The 22299-nt window shown below is 58.6% G+C and carries 23 protein-coding genes, 1 tRNA gene and 1 pseudogene; 12 read left to right on the forward strand and 13 right to left on the reverse strand.

From position 1 onward, the window contains the following. Window positions 1–42: 42 nt before the first annotated feature. Window positions 43–666, reverse strand: coding sequence for a class I SAM-dependent methyltransferase (locus HRU82_11760; protein QOJ35575.1), 624 nt, complete (start codon window positions 664–666; stop codon window positions 43–45). A 193-nt stretch (window positions 667–859) separates the two neighbouring features. On the opposite strand from HRU82_11760, the gene HRU82_11765 reads away from it, so the two are divergent. Genes HRU82_11765 through holA form a run of 3 tightly spaced genes read left to right on the forward strand, consistent with a single transcriptional unit; the run spans window position 860 to window position 5119 of the window. After that, complete coding sequence (locus tag HRU82_11765; GenBank protein QOJ35576.1) at window positions 860–3295, forward strand: leucine--tRNA ligase; 2436 nt, start codon at window positions 860–862, stop codon at window positions 3293–3295. A gap of 4 nt (window positions 3296–3299) precedes the next feature. Beyond that, window positions 3300–3986 (forward strand): hypothetical protein, encoded by a 687-nt coding sequence (locus HRU82_11770; GenBank protein ID QOJ35577.1) that lies wholly within the window; start codon window positions 3300–3302, stop codon window positions 3984–3986. 20 nt (window positions 3987–4006) lie between these two features. After that, complete coding sequence (gene holA / locus HRU82_11775; protein ID QOJ35578.1) at window positions 4007–5119, forward strand: DNA polymerase III subunit delta; 1113 nt, start codon at window positions 4007–4009, stop codon at window positions 5117–5119. Here holA and rpsT read toward each other — a convergent pair. Beyond that, window positions 5100–5378: a 30S ribosomal protein S20 gene (rpsT, locus tag HRU82_11780; GenBank protein QOJ35579.1), complete on the reverse strand. Its 279-nt coding sequence runs from the start codon at window positions 5376–5378 to the stop codon at window positions 5100–5102. The genes holA and rpsT overlap by 20 nt on opposite strands. 97 nt (window positions 5379–5475) lie before the next feature. Here rpsT and pyrF point away from each other — a divergent pair, with 97 nt between their 5' ends. Further along, window positions 5476–6195: an orotidine-5'-phosphate decarboxylase gene (pyrF, locus tag HRU82_11785; protein ID QOJ35580.1), complete on the forward strand. Its 720-nt coding sequence runs from the start codon at window positions 5476–5478 to the stop codon at window positions 6193–6195. A 72-nt stretch (window positions 6196–6267) separates the two neighbouring features. Continuing rightward, window positions 6268–6344: transfer RNA gene (locus HRU82_11790), tRNA-His, on the forward strand. 161 nt (window positions 6345–6505) lie between these two features. On the opposite strand, the pseudogene HRU82_11795 reads toward HRU82_11790, so the two are convergent. Beyond that, window positions 6506–7339 (reverse strand): annotated as a pseudogene (locus HRU82_11795) (tyrosine-type recombinase/integrase). Here HRU82_11795 and HRU82_11800 point away from each other — a divergent pair. Continuing rightward, entirely contained in the window at window positions 7331–7624 is a 294-nt protein-coding gene (locus HRU82_11800; protein QOJ35581.1) for a hypothetical protein, read from the forward strand. The pseudogene HRU82_11795 and the gene HRU82_11800 overlap by 9 nt on opposite strands. Window positions 7625–7660: 36 nt before the next feature. Here HRU82_11800 and HRU82_11805 read toward each other — a convergent pair whose 3' ends face one another. The 8 genes from HRU82_11805 to HRU82_11840 all read right to left on the reverse strand — a co-directional run bounded on the left by HRU82_11805 (window position 7661) and on the right by HRU82_11840 (window position 13060). Then, complete coding sequence (locus HRU82_11805) at window positions 7661–7999, reverse strand: helix-turn-helix domain-containing protein (protein QOJ35582.1); 339 nt, start codon at window positions 7997–7999, stop codon at window positions 7661–7663. A gap of 2 nt (window positions 8000–8001) precedes the next feature. Next, window positions 8002–9330 (reverse strand): replicative DNA helicase, encoded by a 1329-nt coding sequence (gene dnaB / locus HRU82_11810; protein ID QOJ35583.1) that lies wholly within the window; start codon window positions 9328–9330, stop codon window positions 8002–8004. After that, window positions 9324–10283 (reverse strand): hypothetical protein, encoded by a 960-nt coding sequence (locus tag HRU82_11815; GenBank protein QOJ35584.1) that lies wholly within the window; start codon window positions 10281–10283, stop codon window positions 9324–9326. Before HRU82_11815 ends, dnaB begins: the two co-directional genes overlap by 7 nt. 249 nt (window positions 10284–10532) lie before the next feature. After that, entirely contained in the window at window positions 10533–10736 is a 204-nt protein-coding gene (locus tag HRU82_11820; protein ID QOJ35585.1) for a MerR family DNA-binding transcriptional regulator, read from the reverse strand. A 143-nt stretch (window positions 10737–10879) separates the two neighbouring features. Beyond that, window positions 10880–11488 carry a hypothetical protein gene (locus HRU82_11825; protein ID QOJ35586.1) on the reverse strand — a complete coding sequence of 203 codons (609 nt, stop codon included), beginning with the start codon at window positions 11486–11488 and terminating at the stop codon, window positions 10880–10882. 247 nt (window positions 11489–11735) lie between these two features. After that, window positions 11736–12089: a hypothetical protein gene (locus HRU82_11830; GenBank protein ID QOJ35587.1), complete on the reverse strand. Its 354-nt coding sequence runs from the start codon at window positions 12087–12089 to the stop codon at window positions 11736–11738. Window positions 12090–12152: 63 nt separating this feature from the next. Further along, complete coding sequence (locus tag HRU82_11835) at window positions 12153–12383, reverse strand: hypothetical protein (protein QOJ35588.1); 231 nt, start codon at window positions 12381–12383, stop codon at window positions 12153–12155. After that, complete coding sequence (locus tag HRU82_11840) at window positions 12383–13060, reverse strand: recombinase family protein (protein ID QOJ35589.1); 678 nt, start codon at window positions 13058–13060, stop codon at window positions 12383–12385. The genes HRU82_11835 and HRU82_11840 overlap by 1 nt, the downstream gene beginning before the upstream one ends. Window positions 13061–13256: 196 nt before the next feature. On the opposite strand from HRU82_11840, the gene HRU82_11845 reads away from it, so the two are divergent. From HRU82_11845 to HRU82_11855, 3 genes are all read left to right on the forward strand, one after another. Then, on the forward strand, window positions 13257–14612 hold the full coding sequence (locus HRU82_11845; protein ID QOJ35590.1) for a trypsin-like peptidase domain-containing protein: 1356 nt from the start codon (window positions 13257–13259) through the stop codon (window positions 14610–14612). A gap of 935 nt (window positions 14613–15547) precedes the next feature. Beyond that, the gene (locus tag HRU82_11850) at window positions 15548–16087 is read left to right on the forward strand and encodes a hypothetical protein (protein ID QOJ35591.1); all 540 of its coding nucleotides are present in this window, start codon (window positions 15548–15550) and stop codon (window positions 16085–16087) included. Window positions 16088–16516: 429 nt separating this feature from the next. Beyond that, window positions 16517–16741 carry a hypothetical protein gene (locus tag HRU82_11855; GenBank protein QOJ35592.1) on the forward strand — a complete coding sequence of 75 codons (225 nt, stop codon included), beginning with the start codon at window positions 16517–16519 and terminating at the stop codon, window positions 16739–16741. A gap of 276 nt (window positions 16742–17017) precedes the next feature. Here HRU82_11855 and HRU82_11860 read toward each other — a convergent pair whose 3' ends face one another. Continuing rightward, a complete protein-coding gene (locus HRU82_11860; protein ID QOJ35593.1) occupies window positions 17018–17608 on the reverse strand; it encodes a terminase small subunit in 591 nt (196 codons plus the stop codon). 28 nt (window positions 17609–17636) lie between these two features. Next, the gene (locus HRU82_11865) at window positions 17637–19265 is read right to left on the reverse strand and encodes a hypothetical protein (GenBank protein QOJ35594.1); all 1629 of its coding nucleotides are present in this window, start codon (window positions 19263–19265) and stop codon (window positions 17637–17639) included. A gap of 387 nt (window positions 19266–19652) precedes the next feature. On the opposite strand from HRU82_11865, the gene HRU82_11870 reads away from it, so the two are divergent. From HRU82_11870 to HRU82_11880, 3 genes are read left to right on the forward strand one after another with little or no spacing between them, the layout of a single operon-like run. After that, the gene (locus HRU82_11870; protein ID QOJ35595.1) at window positions 19653–20261 is read left to right on the forward strand and encodes a hypothetical protein; all 609 of its coding nucleotides are present in this window, start codon (window positions 19653–19655) and stop codon (window positions 20259–20261) included. A 56-nt stretch (window positions 20262–20317) separates the two neighbouring features. Beyond that, complete coding sequence (locus HRU82_11875; GenBank protein ID QOJ35596.1) at window positions 20318–22024, forward strand: DUF262 domain-containing protein; 1707 nt, start codon at window positions 20318–20320, stop codon at window positions 22022–22024. Window positions 22025–22027: 3 nt separating this feature from the next. Next, entirely contained in the window at window positions 22028–22246 is a 219-nt protein-coding gene (locus tag HRU82_11880) for a hypothetical protein (protein ID QOJ35597.1), read from the forward strand. Window positions 22247–22299: the final 53 nt, after the last annotated feature.

The following is a 22299-nucleotide window of genomic DNA, read 5'->3' on the forward strand; positions in this document are numbered from 1 at the left end:
AGCTCCGCCGTCAGTGTACAAAATCAGTCGATTCGATTCAATTTATGCCGACGGAGACGTGGGCGGATGGGGCAGTGCTGAGGTCGTGGCGGGGACGGCCTGCCCCCGGTACAATTCCCCGCCGATCCGAGGGACACCTGAGAGGACGTATCGATCCAGCTGTGACAGCCGAAAGCCCGCTTGAATGATGAGTTGATCGATCCGTCGATTGAGATGGCAGCCGCAGCCCACGATGTTTTGCAGCGGATTCAGCCGATCCTGCCAACAGGCGACGCCGGGATCGTCGCTTCGGCCATGTTCGAGGAACAGCAGGCGTCCTGCCGGCTTGAGCACGCGTCGCACTTCGCGGAGCGCGGCGATCGGATCGGGAATCGTGCAGAGGGTGAAGGTGCTGACCGCGCAGTCGAACATCGCATCGTCGTAGGGGAGGCGCTCTGCGTTCACCGCCGTGAAGAAGACCGGAAACGGCGCCGGTGCCGTCCGGGAGGCCACCCGTTCCGGCAGCAGGGGGGCCGGATCGGCTGCGTGGAGGGCCGTAACCGCAGCGGGATAGTGAGGCACGTTCAGTCCGGTTCCGAACCCGATTTCCAGCACGACCCCATGCGTGGCGCTCAGGAGAGTGCGGCGCTCGGCTTGAAACCGTTCGCCCCGCAACACCCAGTCCATGAGGCGCGGAAAGATGTACGTAGCGTAGAGCGACAGGGGCCACCTCGATCGTTCCGGCCCATTTCACCAGGAGTTTCCGCGGCGATCAAGGCCGCCCCGCAGGCTGCCTTGTCGCTCTCCGCGCCGTATGCTAGAGTCGTCCGTTCTCGTCCCCTGTCGGACCACCCTGACTGATGCAATCGAGTACAAGCGGATGAGCAAGACCTACGATCACCTGACCGTCGAGGCCAAATGGCAGGCCTATTGGGAACAGCACCGTCCGTTCCGCGCGCTGGACGATGCGTCGAAACCCAAGTTCTATTGTCTCGACATGTTTCCCTATCCTTCTGGGTCCGGCCTCCATGTCGGGCACCTCGAAGGCTATACCGCGACCGACATTGTGTCCCGCTATAAACGCATGCGCGGGTTCAACGTGCTCCATCCGATGGGCTGGGACGCCTTCGGCCTACCGGCGGAGCAGTATGCGGTGAAGACCGGCGTCCATCCGGCCGTCACGACGGCGCAGAACATCGCGACGTTCAAACGCCAGATGAAGCGGGCCGGGTTGTCCTACGACTGGGACCGCGAACTCAGCACCACGGACCCGGACTACTATCGCTGGACACAATGGATCTTTCTCAAGCTCTTCGAGCGCGGCCTGGCCTACGTGGCGGAGGTGCCGGTCAATTGGTGCCCGGCGTTGGGCACCGTGTTGGCCAACGAAGAGATCGTCGATGGCAAGAGCGAGGTCGGCGGCTTCGATGTCGTTCGGAAACCCATGCGGCAGTGGGTCCTGAAGATCACCGCCTACGCCGAGCGGTTGCTCGATGACCTCGCCCTGGTCGAATGGCCGGCCAGCACCTTGGAAATGCAAAAGAACTGGATTGGCCGCTCCATCGGGGCGGAGGTTGATTTCCCCCTTGCCGATGTCCACGGCAATCTGCGGGTCTTCACGACGCGGCCCGACACCCTCTTCGGCGCGACCTACATGGTGTTGGCGCCCGAACATCCGCTGGTGGAGGTCGTGACTGCCGAAGCGCAGCGTGCCCAGGTGACGGAGTATCGGGAGGCCGCCGCGCGCAAGAGCGATTTGCAGCGCCAGGAATTGGAGAAGGAAAAAACCGGGGTATTCACGGGCGGCTTCGCCGTGAATCCCGTCACCGGTGAACGCTTGCCGATTTGGATTGCCGACTACGTGCTGATGAGCTACGGCACGGGAGCGATCATGGCGGTCCCGGCCCACGACGAACGAGACTGGGCCTTCGCCACCCGCTACCATCTGCCGATTCGGGAAGTCATCGCCGGTGGGGATGTCAGCCGCGCGGCCTTCGTCGACACGGGCCGTGGCAAGGTCGTGAATTCCACCAGAGCCGACGGTTCGTTGTCGATCGACGGCTTGGTTCCAGCGGACGCGATCCCGAAGATCACTGCCTGGCTTGAGGCGCAGGGCAAGGGAAAGAGGACCGTCAATTACAAGCTGCGTGACTGGCTTTTTGCCCGTCAGCGTTATTGGGGCGAACCCTTTCCGGTGCTGTGGGTCGAGGGACAGCCGCAAGCCTTGCCGGAAGAACAGCTGCCGCTGCGTTTGCCCGAAGCCAGCAACTTCAAACCGTCGGGAACGGGGGAAAGTCCCCTCGCGAATCTGGAGGACTGGCTCCAGACCACGGATCCCCGCACGGGCAAACCCGCTCGGCGCGAAACGAATACCATGCCGCAATGGGCCGGGTCTTGCTGGTACTACCTGCGGTTCATCGATCCTCGGAATCCGCGGCAGCTGGTCGATCCGGTCAAGGAACAATATTGGATGCCGGTGGACCTCTATATCGGCGGCAGCGAACATGCGGTGTTGCATCTGCTCTACAGCCGGTTCTGGCACAAGGTGCTGTATGACGCGGGCATCGTCTCGACGCCCGAGCCGTTCAAAAAGTTGGTCCACCAGGGCATCGTGCTGGGTGAGGACAATCAAAAGATGTCCAAGTCGCGCGGGAATGTCGTGAATCCCGACGAGATGATCGATCAGTTCGGGGCCGATGCGGTGCGGCTCTACGAAATGTTCATGGGGCCGTTGGAATCGATGAAGCCCTGGAGCACGCGGGGGGTGGAAGGCATCACGCGTTTCCTCGACCGGGTCTGGCGATTGATGGTCGGGGAGGACGGTGCCCTGAGCGCTGCGGTGGTCGATAGGCTGCCGACGGCCGAGCAGCAGCGACTCCTGCATTACACGATCAAGAAAATCACCGACGATATCGAGGCATTGCGCTTCAACACCGCCATCTCGCATATGATGGTCTTCACCAATGAGATGACCAAGCTGGAGCAGCGCTCCAGGGCCCTGTTGGAACCCTTCCTGCTGCTGCTCTCGCCCTTTGCGCCCCACGTGACCGAGGAGCTGTGGGAGCGGCTGGGCAAGGCGCCCTGCGCCGGTCAGCAACCCTGGCCCGCGTATGATCCGGCGTTGGTCGTGAGCGACCGGCTGACGATTCCGATTCAGGTCAACGGCAAACTGCGGGCGAAAGTAGAGACCGAGGCAGGTGTCTCGCGTGAGCAGGTGGAGGCTAAGGCCAGGACCGAGATTGCCGAGTGGCTCGAGGGAAAGGTCGTGAAGAAGGTCATCTATGTCGAGAAGAAGCTGATCAACTTCGTGGTGTGAGGCCGTGTCGCAGGGAGTGAGGACCAGGCAAGGGAAGCCGCTGGAGCTGCGGGGATCACGAGGGGTCCTGCTGCCGCTCCTGTTGTGCCTGGCCTTGTTCGGTATAACGGCCTGCGGCTACCAGTTTCGCGTCCAGGGCGACGGCCCGACGATCGGCGGCACGCAGGAGCCGGCGGTGAAGCGACCGAAGGCGCCGCGGCTGGCCATTCTCCCCATTTCGAACAGTACCTACGAAGCCAATTACGAGATCAAGCTCGCCAATTACCTGCGGCGCGAATTTTCCTCCGGCGCCGGCGCGCAGATCGTGGGGTCGTCTTCCGCCGCCGATCTTTACCTGTCCGGCCAGATCATGCAGATTTCTCTGCCGACCCTGAGTTTCGATCGCACCACTACCTTCGAGAGTCGCGTCGAAATGCTCGTGAGCGTGCGCATCGAGGATGCGAAGACCAAGCGTGTGGTGTGGTCGCAGGTGTCCAAGGGCACATCGGAATTCTTCCTGACCCAAGATCTGCAATTCAACCGCGTGCTGCAGAACCGGGCGTTGGAGCAGGCGGGAGGGTTCATCGCCGAAGACTTGGCTTCCCGATTCCTGCTGTTCCTCGATACCGGCGAATTGGAACGAGTGTTGGCGCGTCCGGTCAAGGCTGATGCCCCGCCCGCCAACGGTGTTGACGCGGGGGCCGGACGTTAAGCGATGGCGAAGTGAGTGACATGAGTACCTCGGTCATGAGCCTGGAGTTGGCGGAGTCCCTGAAGCGGGCCGGCATCCAGCCGGTCTATGCCGTCGTGGGCGAAGAAGACTATCTGCGCGATAAGTCCGTTGCAGCCATCCGGGCCGCCGCGTTGGGCGCGGAGGCCGAGTGCGGATTCAATTACGATGTCTTTTACGGCGACGATGCAGCGCTTGAAGATGTGTTGGCCTGCGCGGCGGAGGTGCCGGTGTTCGCGGGGCGGCGCGTGGTGGTATACAAGTCGGCCGAAAAGCTGTCGGCGCGAGAGGGAGACAAACTGTTGTCCTACCTGTCGGCTCCAAACGAGACGACCACGCTGATCGTGACCAGCGCCAAGCTCGACGGTCGGCTCAAATGGACGCAGGCGCTGGGAAAACGTGCAGTGACCGTGAATTGCGCGCCGTTACGCGAGGGACAACTGCCGTCCTGGATCAGGCAGGAGGCGGCGGCTTTGGGGCTGAAGGTGCATGAGGAGGCCATACCGCTCCTCAAGGAAGTGGGCGGCGAGTCTCTGTATGCGGTCCGGCGAGAACTGGAAAAGCTGGCTGCCTATGTGCCCGCCGGTCAGATGCTTCAACCGTCGGACGTAGAGGCACTCCGTGGGACCGAGCCCGGCGCGTCCGTGTTCGATCTCGTGAATGCCATCGCCGCGCATGATGCCGGGCGCGCCATACGGATTTTAGCCAGAAACCTGGAGAACGGGGAGGCGCCGTTGCGTATTCTCGGTGCCCTGATCTGGCAATACCGTCGACTGTGGAAAATCAAAGAGCAGGTCGGCTCAGGCGGTCGAGAGGGGGAGGCGGCTCGGCAGTTTCGTCTGGATCCTGCCAAGGTGCGGGGCTTTTTGGAACGATTCTCCGACGCGCATCTCGCGCAGGCGTTTCACTGCTTTCTGGAAACCGACTCGAAGCTCAAGGGCGGCAGCGGCAGCGCGCCTGTCCGTGTCATGGAGGATCTGCTGCTGCGGCTGTGCGGCCGGCCGGCAACGGCTTCGCCTCGCACGGGCCCTGCCCAAGCGGAGACACCGGTCACGCGACCGTCGAAGTCGAGACCGGTGTCGAACGTGAGAACAGTTACGCGTGGGAAGCGGTGAGGGCGTTCACGCGGGTGGTCAATCGGGAAACGCGGCGCGACGCCGTGTTCTGCTTCAAGACACCCTTGGTGACGGCCTTGCTCAACGCCGCGGTCGCTTGCCGCAACGAGGTCTTGGCTTCGTCGGGCTTCTTGGCCGCAATGGCGTCCTGAACCTTACGGATGACGCTGCGGACCGCGCTCAGCGTGGCGCGGTTACGCAATCGGCGCTTTTCGGATTGACGGGCCCGTCGGATCGTCGATTTGTGAACAACTGGCATAGGGGTTCTCCTGCGTTCAAAGCCTGCGTTTGTATCACAGGAAGAGAAGTGGGGTCAAGAACTGGGAAAGGAGTCGGCCGACCGGGGCCGCATGATCATGATGACCGCCGTTGATGCAAGAGATCGGTTGATCGTGGCATTGGATGTGCCCTCCGCCGCGGAGGCGGAAGCGTTGGTGGATAGACTGGGGGAGCAAGTCCGGTTCGTGAAGGTCGGGCTGGAGCTGTATACGGTGGCCGGGCCCGACATCGTGCGGAAATTGGTCGACCGGGGCAAACGCGTGTTTCTGGATCTCAAGTTCCTCGACATCGAGGAAACCGTCCGTCGCGCCACGGCGCGGGTAGCGGCCATGGGGGTGACGTTCTTGACGATCCATGCCAACCGCAAGGCGTTGGTTGCGGCGGTACAGGGACGGGGAGAGTCGCCGCTGAAGTTATTGGCCGTGACGGTGCTGACCAATTTTGATGGTCAGGATTTGCAGGATATGGGCATTCAGCGGACTGTCCAGGATCTGGTGACCGCCCGCGCCGCCTTGGCCGCCGAAGTTGGGTGCGACGGGGTGGTGGCTTCCGGGCAGGAGCCGCAGGCCATTCGCGCCAAGGTGGCCTCCGACCTCCTGATCGTGACGCCGGGGGTGCGGCCGACAGGCAAGGGGATCGACGACCATGCTCGGGTGACGACACCGACCCAAACGATTGCGGCCGGCGCGGATTATCTGGTAATCGGACGTCCCATTCGCGATGCGCAGGACCCTCGGCAGGCAACCGCTGCGATTCTGGAGGAGATGCAGGCGGCTTTCGACGGGAAAGGTCGGTGAGTGTGTGGCGCTGCGGTTGCGACTGTTCTCCCGGGTTTGTTAAAATGCCGGTTCGCCAGCGACCGCAGCATGGTGGGTGTAGCTCAGGTGGTTAGAGCGCCGGATTGTGGATCCGGAGGTCGCGGGTTCGAAGCCCGTCACTCACCCCAACCCTTCTCTCCGTAAATACTGGATACTCCACACGATCTGACGACGCGGGCATGATCACCGGTGGCGGTGGTTGCGCCGGGGTTGCGGATTGGGCCCTGGCAAACCATGCCGCGGCTGGCGTATCGAGGCGGTCCACCGCTTGTTTGTTCCCTCCCGGAATCAGGTGTCCGTACAGATCGACGGTCACCTGAATCGAAGAATGCCCCATCTGCTCTTTCACGTAGACCGGGCTTTCGCCTTGCTGCAACAGCAGTGAGGCGAATGTATGCCGGAGGTCGTGGAATCGCACCTTCCTGAGCTTCGCCTTCGTGAGCAGGCCATAAAACACCCGATCGCGCAGGTTGTGGGGATGCAGGAGCCCGCCGGTCTCACTGCAGAAGACCCATGGTGGGGTATCGGTCCATTGGTTTGCTGCAGCTTCAATTTGGCGCTCTGTGCGGAGATCTTGCAGCGTCTGGGCCAACTCCCTGGACATGTCCACGCGTCGGCTCTCGCCGCTCTTTGGCGTGGTGAGCTTGAAGTGGGTATAGTTGCGCCGGACTTCGATGAAGCGTCCGTGCCAATCGATGTCATCCCACTGGAGTGCGAGTAGCTCGCCCATGCGGAGCCCAGTCCGAACGGCACAAAGAAACAAGGGGTAGTATCGGGGCAGCTTGGTCTTGGCGGTCTCGATCAGCAGGGCCACTTCCTCACGCGTCAGAGGGGAAATCTTGTGGCGTTTGGTGATCTTCGGAAGGAACTTCCCCGGCTTCAGCGCAGGGTTGACCTTCACCAGGTTGTCTTCGAGCGCGTGGCTCAGAAGGCTGCTGAGGCAGCGGACGATGTTTTGCACGGTCTTGGGAGATTGGCCCTTCCGTAGGCCAGTCAGGGCCAAGGCTTTGACCTTCTCGCGGGTAATGTCCTGCAAATCGAGGTGTTTCAACGTCGGTAAGATGTCTCGATCCAGCAGCTTCTTGTAGTCGTCAAAGGTCGTGTGTTTCCGCGTGTGCTGAATCCTCTCCAAGAACACTTCGGCATAGCGTTCGAGGGTCATACCGGACTTCTGGCTTTGAAGGGCTGGTTGGCCCAGGGCAAGGCGTGCCTGGATCTGCTGCGCGGCCTGCTTGGCCGCCTTCTTGGCCGGCTCACCGACGCCGATCCGCTTGGCCTTTCGCATGCCCTGGTGGTCGATGAAGATCCACCAGGCGCCCTTCCATTGCCGAATCTTTACGCCCATGGGGTTGACCTCGTATGTGAAGGTGCGACATCACACCATCGCGCTGGGATTCGGCTATTGTGACTCCTCAGGTCCATTCGACCATGCTCCGCTGCCATCCTACCAAGACAGCTGTTTGCTGAACAAACCGTCCAGGACATCATCAACGAGTGTGCCTAACTCCGTCGAGGGCCGAACTGTTCGGAACTGATTGATCCAGACATCGAAGTCCTCTCGACGGATGAGAATCTTGCCTCCGATACGATGATGGGGCAGAGGGGCCAGAGGATCGGTCAGGCGGTCCCGCAACCAGCGAACCGAGCACGAACTGTAACCGGCCAAGGCCTTCAAGTCGAGGTATCCCGGAAGTTGCAGGGCTGACGAGGCAGCCAGCGTTAAGCATCCTCGTTCCTCCAATGACACATCTGGTTGTAAGGCATTCGGTTGATGCTGTCTCATTCTCAGTCCGCCGGCAGATCCTCAAACTTGGCATATTGCTCACGGAACAAAAGCCTTCGGTCTCCAATAGGCCCGTTCCGCTGCTTTCGAATAAGGATCTCTGCCACTCCCTTTTCCGACGTAGCGCGGTTGTAGACTTCTTCTCGATAGATGAACACGACGACATCGGCATCCTGCTCAATGGCGCCGGAGTCTCGAAGGTCAGAGAGCATGGGGCGTGGATCATCGCGGCTATCGCATGCTCGAGAAAGTTGGGAGAGCGCGATGACTGGGATGTCCAGCTCCTTGGCCAACAACTTGAGCGCCCGTGAGGCATCCGCAATGCCTTGCTGTCGCGTTTCTGCCGTGGAAACTTGGAGCAATTGAAGATAGTCCACCACGAGCAAGTCCAGCCCTGTTGAGGCATGAAGGTTTCTGGCTTTCGCGGCGACTTGTTCCACGGTGAGCTGTGTGGAGTCATCAATCCACATCGGCAGGACTTCCAGCTCATTGGAGACAGTAGCGAGGGCGTTCCATCCGCGTGGAGTCAGTCGTCCGCTTCGTAAGGCGTGGAGATCGATTGCGGCTCCCATTCCGTGGAGTCGAAGCCCGATCTGACGACGCGACATTTCCAGTGACAAAATGCCAACCCGAGCACCGTTCTTGGCTGCCGCAAGCGCAGAGCTCAGGGCAAGGGAGGTTTTTCCCATGCTGGGGCGGGCAGCGAGAATGATGAGGTCCGATCGCTGCCAGCCCCCCAATAACTCATCCATTGATGCAAAGCCAGTGGGTATCCCGACCAACGCGCCCACGTCTTTGCGCTTCGCCATCTGGTCTACAAAGTCCACAGTCTCGCGGACAATGTAATCGAGCGTCATCCAGCTTCGCTCCTCGCGGCCGGAAGCTAGTGCAAAGAGTTTCTGTTGTGTTTCCCGGAGGAGGTTCTCGGCGGGTTCGTTCCGGTAGGCGCCCTCACTGACTTGGGCTGCGAATCCAATGAGGACTCGCCTGATGGCATGATCTCGGACGATGCGAGCATGCGACGCGATATTCGCGGAAGATCCTACAGCTGACAACAACTCCGCCAGTCCGGCACGTCCTCCCACCGCGCTAAGCTGCCCCGATTGCTCTAGCGCATTGCCCACCGTGAGAAGGTCAATCACGTCGCCTGCCGCAGCTAGTGATGCCATGGCGGCGAATATCCGCCGATGACGACCATCATACCAATCGTTCAGGCCCAACAATTCCTGAGCTTTGACCAGTGCTGCTGGATTGAGCAAGATCGCACCTAGGATGGCACGCTCGGCATCGGCATCATGTGGCTGGATGCGTGGGGTATCACAGGTCAGCATGTAATGGCTCCAGAATTGAGAGTCTGTACAAAGTGCTTAATGCATCGAGGTTCATCCGAGTTACAGTTAGGGGCGGGTGGAGCGCCGCACTGACTCAATAAGAGGTCTCCAGGTTTATGGATCCGTTTCGTGCAGGTGCGGGGAAGCGACGATTTTGTCATTGTCACTTTGTGCTCTGGTTCGATCCATTCGCGCCACGGTTCATCTTTGTTGCCGTTGCGCAGCCATCGGTGAGGGTCCTTGATGCCGATGCCCTCTGATACCGTCTTGCTGGTTGCATAGTGTTGGACGGCAATGAGTACTTGGCCATATTGGTCCGGTGGGATGCGTTGCCATTTCCTCAAGGCCTCGGACCTTCCTACACGCTTCCCATTCCGCATCGGGTAGCGGTTCCAGAATTCTTCAAAGCCCTCATCGACCGCCGGAGGTATATCTTGTTCCGGCTCCTGCTCCTGCTCCTGCTCCTGGATGGGACATGGCTCTGACTTGGCATGTTCGATGCCATCTCCGAAGGCTTGCCAGATGCCATCGCCCATGGCTTCCTTGAACTTATGGGACCTTGTTTCGAGATAGGATCGGCACCGCTGAATCAGGCGGAGTTTCTCCTGGCATTCAGGAAGTAAGTCTAAGGCAGCGACCCATGCCTTCGTGACCGAGTTGGGGCCTTCAGGCTCGTTGTACCGAAGAAAGTTTGGAATCCCGACCCACGAAGCCTCCCTACAGGCCTCTACGAGGCCCAGCGTGGCAGCCTCATGGACAGCTGACGCGAAGCGCTTTGCCGTCCAGCCCAGCTCGGCCGCCAATCCTGGCAATGTGCCGCGCATGGCCCCGAGAGCTGTCATGTGTGGGTGAGTGAGCAGGAAAACAAATGCAAACTTCCCGTCATCAGTGAGCGCACGAAACTTCTCATCGTTCCAGATACGCGGGTCGATCTTTCTGTATCGGACAGCCATGACTTACCGCCTTCCTCGGCCCATGGACCGGAGGCGCGTCGCTGCATATTTTCGAAACGCATGAGCTTGAAGTGGGGGAAGATGGCTAGCGATCACTTTTACCCAAAAGGCCGTTCGCGCCACAGTTTCTGAGCTAGGTAGGTGGGTTCGCCGTTGACCTTGTGCTCTAACAGTGCTATCTCTTTTCATAAGCTGGTTCCTTTCTCTATGCCGCGATTCGAGTTCGTACCTCGAGTCGCGGCGCGTATTTTAGTTGCCCGCTGATTCCTCTCCTGGATGCCCTCGCCGTTCCATCGCTAACCTCTCGACATCAAGTGCACGGAAGATTCGACGACCTCCTGGTGTCCGCATGGCGGACAGGCGCCCTCTCCGTTCTAGCGAGCGAACGTTGTCTGGTGTACAGCCAAGAACCTTGGCTGCGTCACAAGTGGCTAAGAACTGGTCATGATGCATTGCACACCTCCATTGCGAATCCTTGTCCATGGATCACGGATAATGTTTATCTCAAGAATCCTGGGAGGCCGCGACCACATTTCGAGCCTCGAAGTGTGGTCATGGATTTGTGTGAGGATAAAAGGGCTTGTTCGCGATGGGGGTCAGCGATGAAGGAGCCGCTTCAGGAGAGATTCGCTGGAGATCGGATGCAGGTATTCCAGCACTAGGGCATTCAGCTTGCTAATGGATGTCTCTTCGCCGACTTTCCTCAGGATCTTATTCAGATCTTGAGCAGTCAGATCGGGCTGCCGATGCCAGCAGGACACACGCTGGGCCTCGGCAATCATCGCCGACAAATGCTCCCGGCACCAGGTTGGTCGCTGGGCTCGCCGGATAGAGGTTCCTGTGGGGTAGCTATGTGCTCGTCCAAAGGCGCGAAGCAATTCATCTTGCCGACGAAGAGTCCTGATGTGGCAGGTTTGCTTGCCGACAGTTCGACGGTAGATGTCGAAATCATGCCGCAGATTGGTGGGCTGGCCCGCTGTCGGTCCCAACAGCCATTCAAGTTTGGCTGCCGTGGCGGCATCAGATGGCAGCCCCTCGGTAGACGTTGTCAAATCGAGTAGGTCTAGTTGCGCATGCATAGCTGCATAACGACGCAATGCTTCAGCTGTTGTCTGGTTATAGAGGCCGAGCAGATTAACCGCCAAGTCAAAGAGCGCCCGCGCTGTCGATGGCTTGAAAAGAAACTCATGAGGCGGCGCGACCAAGATGGTGCCTACAAGATCGGAGAGTGCAGCGGTGCGTGCCTTAAAAGCAGAAGTGTTCTCCGTCAGAGGTGAAGATGGGGAAGGAGAAGTACTTTTAGCTCTCGCGGTTGAGACCGGGGAAGTGGGGGGCCGGTGTCGAGGCACGTTTTCCTCCTGGCTAGATGCCTGGTTGAGGAAGGGAGGCACGGGCGCCAGGAACACCCGCCGATCGGTTCATGAGGCCGACCGTTGCCGCCCTTGTACCTGCTTAGCTCTCGTGTGTCGATGTCACGGGAACGAGGTGCAATCCTGCGTTGCCGTTCCCATCAGCTCCTTGCCGAAGGGCTGCAGTTGGGGTGAGGCACTCAATTAATTTGCGCAATCCATTCGCCAAATCCTCGGTCCCATCGAGTTTTTCGTCCAGCATTTGTAAGAGGCCGCTCAAATTCACCGGATCGATTTTCCTGCCACCTTTGCAGAGGGCGAGGAGGATCCTCACCGTGCCGTGAATAGACTGCAGGTCGTCACAGAGCGTACAGACATCCCCCATTTCTCCGTCCAATTGACCATCAGTCAGGCCGATCTGAACTTGATAGGATTTTGCCTGCTGAGAGGTACCCATGACCATTGATCACCACCCTTTCTGGTTCTGTATGGAGTTAAGGTCTATACGTGCTCAGTCTTACTATTCCTTCTCCTTGCCGGCGAGTGTTTTAGAGGCAAACAGGTGCAGCCGTATAAGGTAATCCGTCAATGTCAGGCTGCAGGCCTTCGCCACGCGATGCATGTCATCCCGCTCTTGCCGTGTGACGCGAAACGTGATGGGTGTGTCTTTTACGAGGACATCGCGGAGACGATCGGGGGACACATCTCTCAGCGCTGCGGCGAGTCGGTCAAATCGCTTGGATTGCTTCATTACACTACCTTTCTGAGGATTCCTCGGATAGATTCCGGGCTCCAGGCCGTCCGTGTTTTAGTGGGTATGCCTCTTTCGGTCAAAGCTGCTGCGATTTCGCGCAGGCTGCAGTCTTGCGTTCTCAGTTCCTGCATTAGGCGAATCGCCTCCTGTTCTTTAGCGTGGGGGATCAGGTCCACCCCATTCACTGCCAGGCTGTATCCGAATGGAATGCGGCCGCTGATGCGTTTACCCTGGTGGCGGAGATGTGCCAGCGCAGTCCTGGTCCGCTCAGCCACTTGGTCGCGCTCGAATTCAGCCAACACGGCAAGCATCCGGAAGACCATTTTCCCTGCAGCCGACGTCGAATCAATCCGCTCGCTGAGGCTAACCAGGTCGGCGCCGCTCTTGGACAGGCGCTCGCTGATGGCAATCGCATCAGTCGTGGATCTCGCCAGTCTGGAAAGCGAATAAACAACAAGGATGGCCTTCAGCTTGCACGCTTCAGCCAGAGCGGCTTGCAGAGCGGGGCGATTATCGGCCCGCCCGCCAGAGAGTCCCGCGTCAACGTGTACAGTGGCGAGTTCGCATCCGTTCGCGAGACTCCAGGCTTCTATCCGGGCTTGTTGCGCATCGAGGGAGGCACCGTCTTTGGCCTGCCCTTCGCTGCTAACCCTACAGTAACCGACGGCTTTCATGTGTCACCCCGCTCCAATGTACATATTGTATGCAGTATTCTGGCAGAAATCAAGCCCCCCGCGGCGGATAAACGGAAATCGTCTTTGTCAATGACCGTGCGGTTACTGACAGGACGTTGCTTGACTGAGGAAGGTTTGCCGGTGAAGAATTGCTGGCCTGTGTCCCCGCACGGATCATCAATCCACAGCTGGAGGTATGATGAGCCAACTTCTATTCACATTGCTGATCCTATTCGTCATGCCCACATATGCAGTGTCGGGCGATTTTGATGATGGTCTGGTGGCGTATGATAGGCAGGACTATACGACGGCATTCGCGAAGTTTAAAAACGCCGCCATAGGATCAATACCTCCGTACGACGAATGGCTTGCAACAGCCCGCTCGGCCAATCCTGGCGTGTCGGACGAAAAGTTGGGTTGGTCCCATTTGGTGGAAGACCTTGAACATGAGGGGAACCGTGCGAACGCAGGGTTCTATCTCGGCCTATTCTACGAAAAGGGACTAGGTGTTCCACAGGATAAACAGAAAGCCGTGCGGTGGTACCGGTTTGCTATAGACTCCGACCACGAAATGGCTCTCTTCAATCTTGCAGTCTTATATGCGAACGGACAAGGAGCTCCACAAAACTATCAGGAAGCCCTCAGGTGGTACACGAAAGCGGCGGAGGCTGACCATGCGGGTGCGCAGTATGTTCTCGCCGTCCTATACTACCGCGGGAAAGACAGACCCCAGGATTATGTCCTTGCCTACATGTGGGCTAATCTTGCTGCCTCGCACGGGGATGGCGATGCCATAAATGAGCGTCGCGACATCGCGAAAGTTATGACTCCTAGTCAGGTCGCCGTAGCTCAAGGGTTGGTTCGCGAGTGGAAGCCGAAAGTTGGCTCGATCCCTGATCTCCTGCAGGGCAGCGGTGGGGGCGAGCTGGCGGCGAGCGGCACTGGGTTTGTCGTCAGCCGCCAAGGATACGTCCTGACCAACTATCACGTAATCAAAAAATGCGGGACTGTTCGCGCCACAGCAGAAACTGGCAAGAAACAGGTCACGATTGCCGGGATTGATGCGGAGAATGACCTAGCGCTCCTCCAACTTCCTCATTCCGTTCAGAGTGCGGCTCGCTTTCGCGAAGGACGCACGATCCGGCCAGGAGATGACGTAGTTGTAGTCGGCTTTCCCTTGCCCGGCTTGCTGGCGACTGAAGCACAGGTGACTATCGGCACGGTGAGTGCACTGGCAGGCATCGGCAACAATACGCGCTTTCTTCAGATCACTGCCCCCGTTCAACCCGGCAACAGCGGTGGGCCACTCTTGGACCAGGGCGGCAACATTGTGGGTGTTGTGGTCAGTAAGCTGAATGCCGTAACTATCGCCAAAACGACCGGAGATATTCCGCAAAACGTCAACTTCGCCATCAATGGTTCCGTCGCGAAGGCGTTCCTTGACTCTCAGAGCGTGGCGTATGAAACAAGTGTCTCCTCCCGAGCCGTGGAGGCTGCCGAGATCGGAGCTGCAGCGAGGAAATTTACACTCCTGCTGGAATGCTACCGATAGACGCGACGAAGCCGTGGTCAGCAAGCAGTCGCTGTGAGATGATCAATCACCCTATGAGCAACGACCAGGCGAACCCGAACAGCGCAACCTCGACGCCGCCAGAGGCGCCCTTGGGGACCTTAGCGGACTGTCCCACGTTCAAGATTCCGGAGGAATACTGGGGCGGCCTGGACCTGCGCCCAAGGCCCAACGTTCGGGAGGCGAGCGCCTTGCCGGGCTCGAACGTGCCGGAATCCGCACCCAGCCGTCGCGATCTCCAAAGACCTAGCCATCAAGTTACTGTCATCCTGAGGAGCTACCAAGTTGACGCCCTGCCCAGACGAGAACTAAGCTGGGCTCATCCAGGAGATGCCATATGCCCACATCCGTCCTTTTGCTACTTCTCTTCCTCCCCAGTTTCGGGCTCGCGCAGTCCGGCTCCAGCATGGAGGTAGGGAGTACCACTTTCTACAACTTTGACGGGCTCAGCGGGACAAGACAATCCGTCGGGGAAACCGATTTTTACAACTTTAGTGATGGGACAAGTACGACGCGCAATCAAATCGGGTCCACTGACTTCTATTCCGGATCCACGCCGAGCCTGAGCGGATCGACGAATCAGATAGGTGGAACGACGTTTGGCACCTGGCAGGATGGAACGACCAGTACCCATCAATCGGTTGGTGGAACCACCTTCCACAATTTCAGCAACGGTCGGAGTTGCACGAGCAGTCGGGTGGGGTCTACTACCTTCTCCAACTGTTATTGATCCGCTCACAACGGGATAACACCTGATCTGACCAGGCTTCTAGGTGCAGGAGGTAGGTATGAGGACGATACGGTTCCTACTCGGGACTCTAATGCTCGCGGTCGTGACCCAAGCGCACGCGGGGGACCTCATGTGGAGTGGCGCCCTTTCTGGTGCTGGTCAAGGCCTTAACAATGCTGCGTCTCAGATGATGGCCATCGAAGGGGCGCGACAGCTTCAACAACAACAGTACGAGCAACAGAGAGCCCGCGATGAGGCCGCTTATCAGAGGCAACAGGCTGCATACGATCGAGCGCAGACTGGCCAGCGTTCGTTGAATCAGGCGTCAGTGCAGCAACAACAGGCACTCCAGCGTGAATGGGAAGCTTTGGCTGAAGCAAAACGTCAGGCTATCAATGAATTTCTGGTGGCAGAAAAACGTGTGCTGGATGAGGAGAAGCAGTGGTTCGATGAGCAGAAGCGGTTGTTTGATACCCGACTTGCGGCGTTGCGAAATGAGCCTGAGAGCGCTGATCGACAAGCCCGATTTGCCCTCTACGAGAAAGACGTGGCCCAATACAATCCACGAGTAGCGGATTTTAATCGCCGATGGGCGAATTTTATTGAACGGGCGGCTGCGAATGGATGGGTTCGAACTGTACCAACCGAGCAGGATAAGCACGCTGTTTCGAAAGACCTTGCCGAAGAACGTCTTCGGAAGTGGCGAGCTGGGGAACCCATCGACTGAAAGCAGAGTCCGGCATTCTATAACTGGTTCGAACGCCATGCGCAAAATTGCATTTGTGCCCATTCCGAAGGAAGTGAGGGACGCCGACTCGCAGCAGCGTGGGCCGATCCCAGTGGGATTGATCTGCGTGAAGAGCTTCTTGCCGCCTTGGCCAGAAACGCCTTTGCCGATTCTCGGTTCCTAAAACGCTCGTAGGGAAGAGAGCGTTCTCGGGGCTCCTAATGTCTAGGATACGCAGCTGTTCAGCGCTCGCCCCTTTGCTCGACAAGTCATGTCGGCGAGGGCAAGGCGGAGACTTACCGCTCCACATGATTCGCATAGTCGGCCAGCGTGAGTACCGCTTCGGGTTTGCCCATGCGATCGAAGATGGCGCTCAGATCGTCCTGCATGGACCTTCCCAAATACCTCGCATCCATTTATGATAGACGTGTGAGATTCGGAGCGATCCTCCACCAAGTACACCGTGCCCTCATCGTGGACGGCGGGAACCACTTCCGCTGGTATGCCCAGCTTCGCAGCTTCCTCTTTGATCCGGTCCGGCAGCGCTTCGAACGGCGCGACGACTATTTCTGTGCCACCCGCGTCAATCCGTCCGGCGACGGCCCGCATTTCCGCTGCGGCAAGCCGAGAGATTCCGGCTTGCCGCTGGAGTAGCGCACTGGGGCTGTCCTCGTCTGACTCGTCTTCGTCCCGGGAGTCCCGTGGGCCTTCACCATCATCGTCCGGGTCTTCGCTGTCGCTGGCATCGGTGTTCGCCTCGTCCTTCGCGGGAATCAGGGCCTTAATCCGCCTCGGTTTGAGGTGTTGTGTACATTCGCACAAATGCCCAGATGAACACGGCTTGTCTGGACATGATCGCCTGGAAGCGCAGAGGGTGTGTCCCCCCGTCTCCTAGACCTCACCCCATAACCGTACTGTCGTCCACACGAGCTATTGCGTTACCAAGGCGGATGTTCTAGCCGGCTCCACGAACTCGACGGTGATGTTATTGCTGACCTCGATCGGCTGGCCGTCAACTCCCGTGACTACCATTTTCTCGGCGTAGTAGCATTGCGCCTTGCCGTACAGTTCCAGGGCCCGCAGCCGATCGGCCAGCTTGAACTTCTTCGTGTAGCCGACGGCCTTTCGTGACTCGCCTTTGCCCTCAAAGTCCTCGTAGAACTCAAATCCGGCGATCGCTGAGGCCTCGTTCTCGGCCAGCTCGGTAATTTCGAGCGGGTTCCCGTGCGCATCGAACATCTTGCGGGGATCGGCAAGGATTACCCGAGCCAGACATTCTAGCCACTGCTCGCGGGTTAATTGCGCCCGCTGAATAACCGGCCGCATCAGTTCGGCCAACCTTGCCCGAATCTTGCCCTTCGCCATGAGGCGGCTCGCCTTCTCATGAATCGTTTTCGCCTTCGCCCGCCGTGGTTTAAAGGCTTCTTGATATGCCTTCGACGAGTTCTGTCCGGCAAGGACGGACAGGCAGAACGCCTCTTCTTTCAGGGTTAGTGTTAAGGCTGTCGTGTCCTCAGTCATTCCAATCATTCCTCCCGTTTATAGGTTCCTACCCACGTATTTTCCTGCCAGGCAACAACGTTTTCATCATCTCTTCAACGAAGTCGGCCAGTTCAGCCGGGCTCTGCCCGTTCTCCCGGAAGATCGGGCCATAGGTCTTAATGACCAAGTCCTGCAGCTGGCCAGGCGTCGCGGGCCGTTCGGAAATACCCGGCTTCAGGACTCGCTCGCGCATGTCCGCGATCGCGGTCTTCTGTTCGGTCGTCAGGAGGTTGGTGAGCTGCTTCGGCGTCAGGGCGCGACCCGTCGGTCGCGAGGCTGGCGTGCCATCGGCCGAAGCCTGCTTACCGTCCGCGTCCAGCGGGTCCGGTTCAACCGGTGGCCCGTTCGGGTCGGTAATCGGCGGCTCCTGCACTCTCGCGAGCATGCCTTTCGGTTCCTGCCCCGTCAGGGGGAAGGTGGCGCCAGGCTGCCCGGGCGTCGTGCGCGCCTGCAGTTCGGCCTGCTTGGGGTCCACAAACTCCGGCGACTGCGCGACGGGCGTGGCCGGTTGCGGCGTGGCGCGGTCCAATTCTCGCGGAACCTTGGCCGGTCGATCCGTCTCGAATTGCTTCAGGGGGTTGAGCTTTGCCACCATGCCGGTTGGCACGCTCACGTCTCCAGGCGCTTGCATGGCTCGCGGAATTTGCCGTTCCATGGCTGTGATGGCCCCAGGCATCTGGGTAGGCGGCTCGGGAAGGGGTGTCGTCGCGGCGGCCATGCCCGGCTTGTCGGCATCCATGGCGGCCTGCGCCTGCTGCTGCGTGCGGCTCTTCATCGCTGCGGCCCGCTGGTCGGCCTGCTGCCGCATCTGCGCCAGATATTCCTCCGCGCCAGTGGCTGGGGTGCGCCGCGTCGTCTTCGTGGACGGGTCAATGATTTCGACCGGGCCCTTCTTCTCCGGCGCCATCCCTAACAGCCGTTCGGTATTCTGCTTCAGCCGGTCAATGTCGGCGTTGATCGCGTTGCGCTCATCGGGGAGCAGACTAGGATTCTTCAGCTGTTCACCCTTGAACTGAATCATGGTCTTATTGATGTCGACCATGAGCTTCGTCATCGCCGGGAGGTCCTTGGGCCCCTGCAGCGGCTTTCCCGTGTTTGGGTCCATCGCGATGCCGATGGGTCGCCCGTTCGCATTGAGTCGCATAAACGTCCCATCGCCTAATGGCTTCAAGTCCTCTTTATTCGCCTCCGCGGCGAGCTTGGCCTCGGCGAGGCGGCTGGTCGCCGCCTGGTGCTCCTTATCGTTGGCCAGGCGAGCGTCACCTTGCGCGAGCGTCGCATCGGCGATGGCCTTCGCTTGCAACTGGTCTTCGCGATGCTGCTGCCTGGTCTTGTCGTTCTCGTCCCGCGTGAAGCCTTGGGTTTTGTCCAGAGCCGAGCTGGCGTGAGCGAATTCGGCGTTTTGTTGGTCGCGCAGAAAGACTTGCTGCCCGGCCTGCATTGCCTCCGTGTGGGCATAGCCGCGCTGTTCACGGGTGTTCTGGTTGTCTTCCATGAGTTGCAGGCGGCGCATCTCCATCTTGTCCCGCTCCTTGTGGAGCATGGATGACCCATAGATGTCAGTAGCCTGAGAGGCGGCTTTACTGAGCGCCTCCCCCGCACCCGATACCATTCCAGCTAGTGCGAGTAGTCCCATCGCTGTTCCTCCTTGTCGTGAATGTGCCGGACTCGCGGCAAATGCCTCTTACTCATCGGATGTCCCCGAGGAGTCGCCTTGTTTCAACCTCTGTTCTCCTCCGTCCTCTATGGAGCCAGGTCCCTGGTTGCGTCCGGTTGCGGATTTGCGTACAATTTGCTCAGTTTTGCCCTGTTTTGCCGATACAAGTGTTTGATTTCGTTGATTGGGCTGGGGGTCGGATGTATTTCGAAGCCCGTCACTCACCCCAACCCTTCTCCCCGTCACACGCGACAATTTGTCGATTCTCACTGTTGTTGACACTGGATCAACACACAGAGTAACGCACCCTCTTCGTCATCCGTCGGCACGTAACGTCAGAGGAAATGCGTTCAGGGAGACTGTCCTGTGGAACCAGACAAGTTCGATCTTCGTTCTCACGATATCGCTGGGGACAAGCGGCAAGAACTGCTTCGCCTCTTCCCAGAGGCCCAGACCGAAGAGGGCAAGATCGACTTCGAACGGTTGAAGCTCGCGCTGGGCGAATCTGTCGATGTGGGCAAAGAACGCTACGGCATGCACTGGCCGGGGAAGGCCGATTGTTTCCGGACCATTCAGACGCTAAGTCTGGCCACGCTGCGTCCCTGCCCCGAAGAGAGCATCAACTTCGACCAGACCGAGAATCTCATCATCGAAGGCGACAATCTGGAAGTGCTCAAGTTCTTGCAGAAGTCCTACCTGGGCAAGGTCAAGATGATCTACATCGACCCGCTCTACAACACCGGTAACGATTTCATCTACCCAGACAACTACAGTGAATCCTTACAGACCTATCTGGAATACACCGGCCAGGTGGATGCCGAGGGGAAGAAGTTCAGCACAAACGCTGAGACCGACGGCCGCTACCATTCCAACATCCGCGAACCGTGGCGGCAAAGAAGCCGGAACGGGTCGTGTGTCTCGACGAAGGCTTCGCCGGAAACGATCAGCTCAAAGCCAGCGCCGTCCAGATCTTGAAAACCAAAGGCATGATCAGTTTCAAGACGGTGTGACCCGAGAGAAGGAGTTCGTAAATGTCCGTCATTAATTTCAATACGGCCAATCAGACATTTCGGCAACTCATGGGCAATGGACTTTCATTCCGTGTCCCTCGATTTCAGCGGGACTATAGCTGGACACAGGACGAGTGGGACGATCTTTGGCAAGACATACAAGGCACGCTTCAGGGCGGGGAGCCGGCGCACTATATGGGCTACCTAGTGCTTCAAACCCGTGACAATAAGGCTTTCGACGTGATTGACGGCCAACAGCGTATGACAACGCTCAGTCTGATGGTCCTTGCCGTTCTGAGAGTAATGCAGGACCTCGTGGACTCCAAGGTGGAAGCCGACAACAACCGCCGCCGGATCGAACAATTACGCAATTCCTATATTGGATTTCTCGACCCCGTTACCTTGGTTGCCCAAAACAAGCTGACGTTAAATCGGAACAACGATGGCTATTACAAGGACTACCTCGTACCCCTTCAAAAACTTCGGCAACGCGGCTTGAGAGCTTCTGAGCATGCACTGCGGAAATCATTCGAATGGTTCTATAAACAGGTCCGTGACACATATGGAAAAGAGCGGAGCGGGGCTAGCCTTGCGAAGTTCATTGACGACGTTTCGGACAAGCTCTTTTTTACAGTGATTACGGTGACCGACGAATTGAACGCGTTCAAGGTCTTCGAAACGCTCAACGCACGTGGGGTGCAGCTGTCGCCCACAGATCTCCTCAAGAACTACCTGTTCTCGGTGGTACACCGCGAAAGCGCGCACTCCGGTGAGATTGAGACACTGGAGCGCCGCTGGGAGAATATGGTCGGGCGCCTCGGGGGCGAAAGCTTCCCGGATTTTCTTCGTGTGCACTGGAATAGCCGCCGGAAGTTCGTTCGCGAGGCGGACTTGTTCAAGACCATCCGAGCCGAGACCCCAACCAAAGCGCGAGTCTTTGAGCTGATTCGCGACATGGAAGAGGACATCGACACGTACGTGGCGTTATCGAATCCCGAAGACGCCTTATGGTCAGACGACCAGAGGCCATATGTGCGCGAGTTGCGCATGTTCAGCGTTCGCCAGCCTTGGCCTGCCTTGATTGCGGCCCGCCGTGCTTTTGATATGCAGGGATTCACGACTTTTTTGAAGGCCTGCAGCGTCATCGCGTTCAGATACAACGTGATCGGAAGTCTGGCTACGAATGAACAGGAACGGGTCTATAACTCCGTCGCCCTTCGAATCGCTTCGAACGATTTTGGCTCACCTTTAGACGCGATACGATCGCTTGCGCCCATTTACGTTCCCGATGCCGTCTTTCGTCTAGCCTTTGAAGGAAAGGTATTGCCTACTACGTCCTCGCGGAATCGGCATGTTGCTCGATACATTCTCTTCAGCCTAGAACGACACCTTACCGGGCAGGAGTATGACATCGACAGTCCGCGATATACCTTGGAGCACATCCTTCCTGAAAGCCCAGAGGAGAACTGGCCGGAATTCACCGACGAGCAGGTAGCAGAATTTGTCTTCCGCCTCGGCAATTTGACCATCATGGAGGCAGGGCAAAACCGTGACTTGGGTAATGCTGGGTTCGACAATAAACAGCAAGTCTATAGTCAAAGCCCTCTCGAAATTACAAAGAAAATTGCCCTCGAAAATACCGGCTGGAGCGTAGACCGCCTTGCCGAGCGCCAGCGTTGGATGGCCAAGCAAGCTACATCTATCTGGAAAATGTCACAATTGGGTTAGCCCATGCAGGTTCATTTCAACCCCGACCAGTTATTCCAGCTCGAGGCAATAGCTCCCGTTGCCGACCTCTTTGACGGTCAGCCCCAGGGAGCGCCGGACTATGCCGTGATCGACATGGGCAGCGGGTCAGGGCTGTTCGCCGGGCAACAACAAACCGAATTAGGCGCCGGGAATCGGATGCTGGTGTCGGCTAAACCCTCCTGGCGAATGCCCGTGCCGTAGGGACGGATGCCGGCCGATCCTCGACGGAACGATTTTACGCTGGAGCTTCCGGA

This window comes from Nitrospira sp. (assembly GCA_015709715.1).
Taxonomy (GTDB): domain Bacteria; phylum Nitrospirota; class Nitrospiria; order Nitrospirales; family Nitrospiraceae; genus Nitrospira_A.